The sequence below is a fragment of the Streptomyces sp. NPDC060198 genome (genome assembly GCF_042728415.1).
Classification (GTDB): domain Bacteria; phylum Actinomycetota; class Actinomycetes; order Streptomycetales; family Streptomycetaceae; genus Streptomyces.
Genome location: NZ_JBHWZJ010000340.1, coordinates 1 through 7,579 on the forward strand (window position 1 = coordinate 1; position 7,579 = coordinate 7,579).

The 7,579-nt window shown below is 69.5% G+C and carries 2 protein-coding genes; both read left to right on the forward strand.

The annotated features are described in order from the left end of the window. Positions 1 to 297 precede the first annotated feature (297 nt). The gene (locus ACFWEP_RS28505) at positions 298 to 2,025 is read left to right on the forward strand and encodes a carbohydrate-binding module family 20 domain-containing protein (protein ID WP_387374211.1); all 1,728 of its coding nucleotides are present in this window, start codon (positions 298 to 300) and stop codon (positions 2,023 to 2,025) included. A 113-nt stretch (positions 2,026 to 2,138) separates the two neighbouring features. Next, positions 2,139 to 7,457 carry a pullulanase-type alpha-1,6-glucosidase gene (gene pulA, locus ACFWEP_RS28510; protein ID WP_387374213.1) on the forward strand — a complete coding sequence of 1,773 codons (5,319 nt, stop codon included), beginning with the start codon at positions 2,139 to 2,141 and terminating at the stop codon, positions 7,455 to 7,457. The last annotated feature ends 122 nt before the right edge of the window (positions 7,458 to 7,579 follow it).

The window sequence follows — 7,579 nt, forward strand, 5'->3', positions numbered from 1 at the left end:
GGCGCGTGGGGCCCTGCGCCGGAGCGCGGACCCCCGGCCGGCCGGACCGGAGTCACCAAGAACGTAACAGGCTCGCAATATCTTGCGTAAGTCCTTGCAGGTAGGAAAATCCAGCATTTCGTGGATGTGAGCGGGTCATGTCCAAAGTATTGACCCGGGCCTGACGGGCTCGTACGGTCTGCGCTGCAGCCGGGTTTCCAGTCTTGCTGCAAGAACATTCAAGAGCCTTCCGGCACGGCGCGTTGTCACGTGAGGCTGCTCGGTCACCCGCGTTTCCCCCACAGCAGGAGGAAAGACATGGCACGCAGACCGCTGTCCGCCGCTCTCGCCCTCGCGGCCGGAGTCGCTGCGCTGGTCGTCCCCGCAGGCGTCGGGGCCACGGCCGCCCAGGCCGCCACGCCGGGCACCAAGGACGTCACCGCCGTCCTGTTCGAGTGGAAGTTCGCCTCCGTGGCGCAGGCGTGTACCAGCACCCTCGGCCCGGCCGGCTACGGCTACGTCCAGGTCTCCCCGCCCATGGAGCACATCCAGGGCAGTCAGTGGTGGACCTCCTACCAGCCGGTCAGCTACAAGATCGCCGGCCGGCTCGGCGACCGCACCGCCTTCGCGAACATGGTCACCACCTGCCACAACGCCGGGGTGAAGGTCGTCGCCGACACCGTCATCAATCACATGTCGGCGGGGTCGGGCACCGGCACCGGCGGGTCCTCGTACACCAAGTACGACTACCCGGGCCTCTACTCGGTCAACGACATGAACGACTGCCAGTCGCAGATCAGCAACTACGGCGACCGCGCCAACGTGCAGAACTGCGAACTCGTCGGCCTCGCCGACCTGGACACCGGCGAGGAGTACGTACGCGGCAAGATCGCCGGGTACATGAACGACCTGCTCTCGCTGGGCGTCGACGGCTTCCGGATCGACGCGGCCAAGCACATGCCGGCCGCCGACCTCGCCAACATCAAGTCCCGGCTGACCAACCCGAACGCCTACTGGAAGCAGGAGGCCATCTACGGGGCCGGGGAGGCCGTCCAGCCCTCCGAGTACACCGGCACCGGGGACGTCCAGGAATTCCGCTACGCCCGCGGCCTCAAGCAGACCTTCCAGAGCGAGAACCTCGCCAACCTCAAGAACTACGGCGAGGGCTGGGGCTTCATGGCCTCGGGCTCCTCGGCGGTCTTCGTCGACAACCACGACACCGAGCGCGGCGGCGACACCCTCAACTACAAGGCGGGCGCCTCCTACACGCTGGCCAACGTCTTCATGCTGGCCTACCCGTACGGCTCCCCGGACGTGCACTCCGGCTACGAGTTCAGTGACAACGACGCGGGCCCGCCCAACGGCGGCCAGGTGAACGCCTGCTACACCGACGGCTGGAAGTGCCAGCACGCCTGGCCGCAGATCTCCTCCATGGTCGCCTTCCGCAACACCGCGCGCGGTGAGGCCGTCACCAACTGGTGGGACAACGGTGCCGACCAGATCGCCTTCGGCCGCGGTGCCAAGGCGTACGTCGCCATCAACCACGAGTCCTCGTCGCTGACCCGGACGTTCCAGACCGGCCTGCCCGCCGGCTCCTACTGCGACGTGCAGACCGGCAACGCCGTGACGGTCAACTCCTCCGGGCAGTTCACCGCCACCCTCGGCGCGGACACCGCGCTCGCCCTGCACATCAACTCCCGCACCTGCACCGGTACGGGCACCGGCACGGACCCGGGGACCGGCACCACCACCTCCGGGGCCACCTTCGGCGTCAACGCCACCACCTCGCTCGGCCAGAACATCTACGTCACCGGCAACCAGTCGGCCCTCGGCAACTGGGACCCGAACAGCGCCCTGAAGCTCGACCCGGCGACGTACCCCGTCTGGAAGCTCGACGTGACCCTCGCCGCCGGCACGTCCTTCGAGTACAAGTACCTCCGCAAGGACGCCGCCGGGAACGTCACCTGGGAGAGCGGCGCCAACCGCACCGCCACCGTGCCCGCCACCGGAAAGATCTCGCTGACCAGCGACGTCTGGCGCAGCTGAACGACCGGGCGCGGGCCGGGAGTGCGCACGGACGCCTCCCGGCCCGCGCCTTTCCCCGCCGCCCCCGCCGGGCCGGCCGTACCGCCCCACCCACAGTCCGAGGAGAACCCTCCGTGTCCCGAACCACCCTCCGCCGGGGAGCCGTCGCCGCGCTGTGCGCCGCGCTGCTGCCCGTCGTACCGGCGGCGACCGCGTCCGCCACGACCAGACCACCGTCCCCGCCCTCGGACGCGTCCCTCGCCAAGGAGTCGTCCCGCAAGGACCTCACCCGCGAGCAGTTCTACTTCGTCATGCCCGACCGGTTCGCCAACGGCGACACCTCCAACGACAGGGGCGGCCTGACCGGCTCCCGGCTGGAGACCGGGTACGACCCCACGGACAAGGGCTTCTACCAGGGCGGCGACCTCAAGGGGCTGACCAAGCGGCTCGACTACATCAAGGGCCTCGGCACCACCGCGATCTGGCTCGCGCCGATCTTCAAGAACCGCCCCGTGCAGGGCACCGGCGCCGACGCCTCGGCCGGCTACCACGGCTACTGGATCACCGACTTCACGCAGGTGGACCCCCACTTCGGCACCAACGCCGATCTGGAGAAGCTGATCGACAAGGCCCACGGCAAGGGCATGAAGGTCTTCTTCGACGTCATCACCAACCACACGGCCGACACCGTCGACTACGCCGAGAAGAAGTACGGCTACCAGCCCAAGGGCGCCTACCCCTACCTCGACACCGAGGGCCGCCCCTTCGACGACAGCGACGGCATGGCGAAGGTGGACGCGGACTCCTTCCCGTACACCCCGAAGGTGACCGGCAAGAAGGTCCCGTCCTGGCTCGACGACCCGACGATGTACCACAACCGGGGCGACTCCACCTACGCGGGCGAGTCCACCGAGTACGGCGACTTCTCCGGCCTCGACGACCTGTGGACCGAGCGCCCCGAGGTCGTCTCCGGCATGGAGAAGATCTACCAGAAGTGGGTCCGCGACTTCGACATCGACGGCTTCCGCATCGACACCGTCAAACACGTCGACATGGACTTCTGGACCCAGTGGGCCACCGCCCTCGACACCTACGCCGCGAAGCACGGTCGGGACGACTTCTTCATGTTCGGCGAGGTCTACTCCGCCGACACCGCGATCACCTCGCCGTACGTGACCCAGGGCAGGCTGGACGCGACGCTGGACTTCCCCTTCCAGGAAGCCGCCCGGCAGTACGCCTCCCAGGGCGCCCCGGCCTCCAAGCTCGCCGCGCTCTACGCCGACGACTACCGGTACACCACCGACAAGGCGAACGCCTACGAGCAGGTCACCTTCCTCGGCAACCACGACATGGGCCGCATCGGGACCTTCCTCAAGCAGGACAACCCGAACGCCTCGGACGCCGAACTGGTCGAGCGCGACAAGCTCGCCAACGAGCTGATGTTCCTCGGCCGCGGCAACCCCGTCGTCTACTCCGGTGACGAGCAGGGCTACACCGGCGCCGGCGGCGACAAGGACGCCCGCCAGCCGCTCTTCGCCACGAAGGTCGCCGACTACCTCGACGACGACCAGCTCGGCACCGACCGCACGCACGCCTCCGACGCGTACGACACCACCCACCCGCTGTACAAGGCGATCGCCGCGCTCTCCAAGCTCACCAAGGACAACCCCGCCCTCCAGGACGGCGTCCAGACCGAGCGCTACGCCGAGGGCTCCGTCTACGCGTACTCCCGCACCGAGGCCAAGCGCGGCACCGAGTACCTCGTCGCCGTCAACAACGGCACCGAGCCCCGGACCGTCGAGCTCACCACCGAGTCCGCCCGGATGAACTTCCGCACCATCTACGGCGGTTCCGCCACCGTGCGCAGCGGCTCGGACAAGAAGATCACCGTCACGGTGCCCGCCCTGTCCAGCATCGTGCTCCGCGCCGACCAGCCCCTCGCCGCCCCCGCCACCAAGCCCTCGCTCACCCTGAAGGCCCCGGCGGCAGGCGCGACCGGCACCGTCGAGATCTCCGCCGACGTCACCGGCGGCCGGCTCGACCGCGTGGTGTTCGCCGCCCAGACCGGCAACGGCACGTGGCGCACCCTCGGCACCGCCGACCACGCCCCGTACAAGGTCACTCAGGTCGTCGACGACACCGTCGCCGCAGGAACACCGCTGCGGTACAAGGCCGTCGTCGTGGACCGCACCGGCCGCACCGCGAGCGCGCTGGCCTCCACCACCGCCGGTCAGGCGCCCCCGGCCGCCAAGCCCGTCGCCGTCGAGCGCGACTACGCCGTCGTCCACTACAAGCGCGCGGACGGCGACTACGACGGCTGGCAGCTGAAGTCCGGCGATGCCACCGCCGAGTTCACCGGCCGTGACGCGTACGGCGCGTTCGCCTGGCTGAAGCTCGCCGAGGGCACCTCCACCGTGCCGTACACCGTCGAGAAGGACGGCACCGCCGACGGCCCCCAGCGCACCGTCGACCTCGCCACCACCGGCCAGGTCTGGGTCGCCCAGGGCGACGACGGCCAGGTCACCGAGGCCCCCGACGGCGCCGGCCCCTCCACCGACACCACCAAGGCCGTCCTCCACTACCACCGCGAGGACGGGAACTACGACGGCTGGGGCCTGCACACCTGGACCGGCGCCAAGGACCCGACCGACTGGGCCAAGCCGCTGCAGCCGGTGACGAAGGACGCCTACGGAGTCACCTTCGAGGTCCCGCTCGCCGACGGCGCCACCTCGCTCAGCTACATCCTCCACAAGGGCGACGAGAAGGACCTCCCGAGCGACCAGTCCCTCGACTTCGCGGGCAAGGGCTTCGAGGTCTGGATGCTGGGCGGCACCGCGAACTACCTCCTCCCGGCCGCCGCCGGGGTCCCCGCCCCCGACCTGACCAAGGCCGAGGCGCAGTGGATCGACGCGGACACCGTCGTCTGGAAGGTCAAGGCCACCGCCGCCACCAGCCAGCAGCTCGTCCACGCCAAGAACGGCGGCATCTCCGTCGTCGACGGCGCACTCTCCGACGAGGGCCAGTGGCTGCGTCTGAACCAGACCACCCTGACCGACGCGCAGAAGGCGAAGTACCCGCACCTCAAGGACTACCCCGCCTTCCAGGTCGACGCCCGCGACCGCGACCGGGTCCGTGAATCCCTGCGCGGCCAGCTGATCGCCACCCAGCGCGCCGCCAACGGCGCCCTCCTCGCCGCCACCGGCGTACAGATCCCCGGAGTGCTCGACAGCCTGTACGGAGCAAAGGCCGGCGGCGCCGCCCTCGGACCCGTCTTCGACAAGGGTGTCCCGACGCTCTCCGTGTGGGCCCCCACCGCCCGTACCGTCCAGCTCGAACTCGACGGCAAGACCCTCCCGATGCGGCGCGACGACACCACCGGCGTCTGGTCCGCCAAGGGGACCAAGTCCTGGAGCGGCAAGCCCTACCGCTACCTCGTCCAGGTCTGGGCGCCCACCGTCCAGAAGATCGTCACCAACAAGGTCACCGACCCCTACTCCACCGCCCTGACCACCGACTCCGCCCGCAGCCTCGTCGTCGACCTCACCGACCCGAAGCTCGCGCCCGCCGGCTGGTCCACCCAGAAGAAGCCCGCCGCCGTCCCCCTGGGAAGCGCGCAGATCCAGGAACTCCAGATCCGCGACTTCTCCATCGCCGACCCCACCTCCCAGCACCCCGGCGAGTACCTCGCCTTCACCGACACGGCCTCCGACGGCATGAAGCACCTCAAGGAGCTCGCCGACTCCGGCACCTCCTACGTGCACCTGCTGCCCGCCTTCGACATCGGCACCATCTCCGAGAAGAAGTCCGACCAGCAGCAGCCCGCCTGTGACCTCAAGGTCTACGCTCCCGACTCCGAGGAGCAGCAGGCCTGCGTCACGGCCGCCGCCGCCAAGGACGGTTTCAACTGGGGCTACGACCCGCTGCACTACACCGTCCCGGAGGGCTCCTACGCCTCCGACCCGGAAGGGACCAAGCGCACCGTCGAGTTCCGCCGGATGGTCCAGGGCCTCAACGACGCCGGACTGCGGACCGTCATGGACGTCGTCTACAACCACACCGTCGCCTCCGGCCAGGACGACAAGTCGATCCTCGACCGGATCGTGCCCGGTTACTACCAGCGGCTGATGGACGACGGTTCCGTCGCCAACTCCAGTTGCTGCGCCAACACCGCACCCGAGAACGCCATGATGGGCAAGCTCGTCGTGGACTCGATCGTGACCTGGGCCAAGCAGTACAAGGTCGACGGCTTCCGCTTCGACCTGATGGGCCACCACCCCAAGGCGAACATCCTCGCCGTGCGCAAGGCGCTCGACGGCCTGACGCTCGCCAAGGACGGCGTCGACGGGAAGAAGATCATCCTCTACGGCGAGGGCTGGAACTTCGGCGAGATCGCCGATGACGCCCGCTTCGTCCAGGCCACCCAGAAGAACATGGCCGGCACCGGCATCGCCACCTTCTCCGACCGCGCCCGCGACGCCGTGCGCGGCGGCGGCCCCTTCGACGCCGACCCCGGCGTCCAGGGCTTCGCCTCCGGCCTCTACACCGACCCCAACGACTCCACCTCCAACGGCACCGAGGCCGAGCAGAAGGCCCGCCTCCTGCACTACCAGGACCTGATCAAGGTCGGCCTCTCCGGCAGCCTCGCCGGCTACACCTTCACCGACACCTCCGGCAACCAGGTCACCGGCGCCGGCGTCGACTACAACGGCCAGCCCGCCGGATACGCGGCTGCCCCCGGCGACGCCCTCGCCTACTCCGACGCCCACGACAACGAGAGCCTCTACGACGCCCTCGCGTTCAAGCTCCCCGCGGACACCCCGGCCGCGGACCGGGCCAGGATGCAGGTCCTCGCCATGGGCATCTCCACCCTCTCCCAGGGGCCCTCGCTCTCCCAGGCGGGCACCGACCTGCTGCGCTCCAAGTCCCTGGACCGCAACTCCTTCGACAGCGGCGACTGGTACAACGCCATCCACTGGAACTGCCAGGACGGCAACGGCTTCGGCCGGGGCCTGCCGCAGGCCGCGGACAACAAGGACAAGTGGTCCTACGCCGAGCCGCTGCTGACCAACCCCACCCTCACCCCCGGCTGCGCGCAGATCACCGGCGCGTCCGCCGCCTACCAGGACCTGCTGACGATCCGGAGCACCGAGAAGGCGTTCGCCCTCACCTCCGCCGCCCAGGTCCAGTCCACCCTCGCCTTCCCGCTCTCGGGCAAGGACGAGACCCCCGGCGTCATCACCATGACCCTCGGTGACCTGGTCGTCGTCATCAACGCAACCCCGTCCACCGCCACCCAGACGGTGGACGCGGCGGCGGGCAAGGACTACGCCCTGCATCCGGTGCAGGCGGCGGGCGCGGACCTTACCGTCAAGCAGTCGCGGTACGAAGCGGAATCCGGCAGCTTCACCGTCCCAGGACGGACCGTCGCCGTGTTTTCACGTCCTCGGCACTGACGGGCTACGGTGTGACCGCACGCGTCGGCGACGGAGCCGCAGCGGCCCGGCGCCGAGCACCGTAACTCCGCCACAACCGGCCGGTCACGGCGCCACTCCCCGCACGGGAGCGGCGCCGGGGC

Excerpts from the sequence above, each read along its gene's own strand:
- ACFWEP_RS28505 (WP_387374211.1), top strand. The coding sequence starts at position 298 with ATGGCACGCAGACCGCTGTCCGCCGCTCTCGCCCTCGCGGCCGGAGTC.